Origin of the sequence: Klebsiella sp. EMBS2024 (assembly GCF_036233805.1) — a bacterium.
In the GTDB taxonomy this organism is placed as follows: Bacteria; Pseudomonadota; Gammaproteobacteria; order Enterobacterales; family Enterobacteriaceae; genus Klebsiella; species Klebsiella pneumoniae.
Window position 1 is genome coordinate 696,361 of record NZ_JAZARW010000001.1, and the last position, 1,039, is coordinate 697,399.

The 1,039-nt window shown below is 65.8% G+C and carries 2 protein-coding genes; both read left to right on the forward strand.

Annotation, left to right across the window (positions count from 1 at the left end; translation table 11 throughout):
* Window positions 1-525 (forward strand): 2,3-dihydro-2,3-dihydroxybenzoate dehydrogenase EntA (gene entA, locus VZP09_RS03145; RefSeq protein WP_328794891.1); only part of this gene is annotated, 525 nt, incomplete at its 5' end.
* Window positions 526-939, forward strand: a complete 414-nt coding sequence (entH, locus tag VZP09_RS03150; RefSeq protein ID WP_002893892.1) for a proofreading thioesterase EntH — start codon at window positions 526-528, stop codon at window positions 937-939.
* Window positions 940-1,039: the final 100 nt, after the last annotated feature.

Sequence of the window (1,039 nt, forward strand, 5' to 3'; positions counted from 1 at the left end):
GTGCTGGTGAACGCCGCCGGGATCCTGCGCATGGGCGCTACCGACCAGCTGAGCGCGGAAGACTGGCAGCAGACCTTCGCGGTCAACGTCGGCGGCGCGTTTAATCTGTTTCAGCAGACGATGGCCCAGTTCCGTCGCCAGCGGGGCGGGGCGATCGTCACCGTCGCCTCCGATGCCGCGCACACGCCGCGCATCGGCATGAGCGCCTATGGCGCCTCGAAGGCGGCGCTGAAAAGCCTGGCGCTGACCGTCGGGCTTGAGCTGGCGGGCTGCGGGGTGCGCTGTAATCTGGTGTCGCCGGGCTCCACCGATACCGATATGCAGCGCACCCTGTGGGTCAGCGACGATGCAGAGCAGCAGCGGATCCGCGGCTTCGGCGAGCAGTTTAAGCTCGGCATCCCGCTGGGTAAAATCGCCCGCCCGCAGGAGATCGCCAATACCATTCTGTTCCTCGCCTCTTCTCACGCCAGCCATATCACCCTGCAGGATATCGTGGTTGATGGCGGCTCGACGCTGGGGGCGTAAATGGCCTGGAAGCGAGAGCTTACGCTGGCGGCGCTGAACGCCAGCAGCGAAAATACCATGGTGGCGCATCTTGGCATCATCTACACCCGACTGGAAGAGGGGCTGCTGGAGGCGGAGATGCCGGTGGATGCGCGCACGCATCAGCCGTTTGGCCTGCTGCACGGCGGCGCTTCCGCGGCGCTGGCGGAGACGCTGGGCTCGATGGCCGGTTGGCTGATGACCGAAGAAGGGCAGTGCGTCGTCGGGACTGAGCTTAACGCCAGCCATCACCGGGCCGTCTCCAGCGGGAAAGTGCGCGGCGAGTGCCGTCCGCTGCATCTTGGTCGCCAGAGCCAGAGCTGGGAGATTGTGGTGTATGACGAGAAGGGGCGGCGCTGTTGCACCTGTCGTCTGGGCACCGCGGTGCTGGGCTAAGAAGCCGCTGTTTCCCCGGCTTGCGCTACGCTTAGCCGGGCTACGTATNGTAGCCCGGATAAGGCGCAGCGCGCCGCCATCAGGGAGTTTCCCTGCTCGC

What these genes read in the sequence shown, in the direction of transcription:
- entH (WP_002893892.1), top strand. Translation starts at nt 526, where the DNA reads ATGGCCTGGAAGCGAGAGCTTACGCTGGCGGCGCTGAACGCCAGCAGC.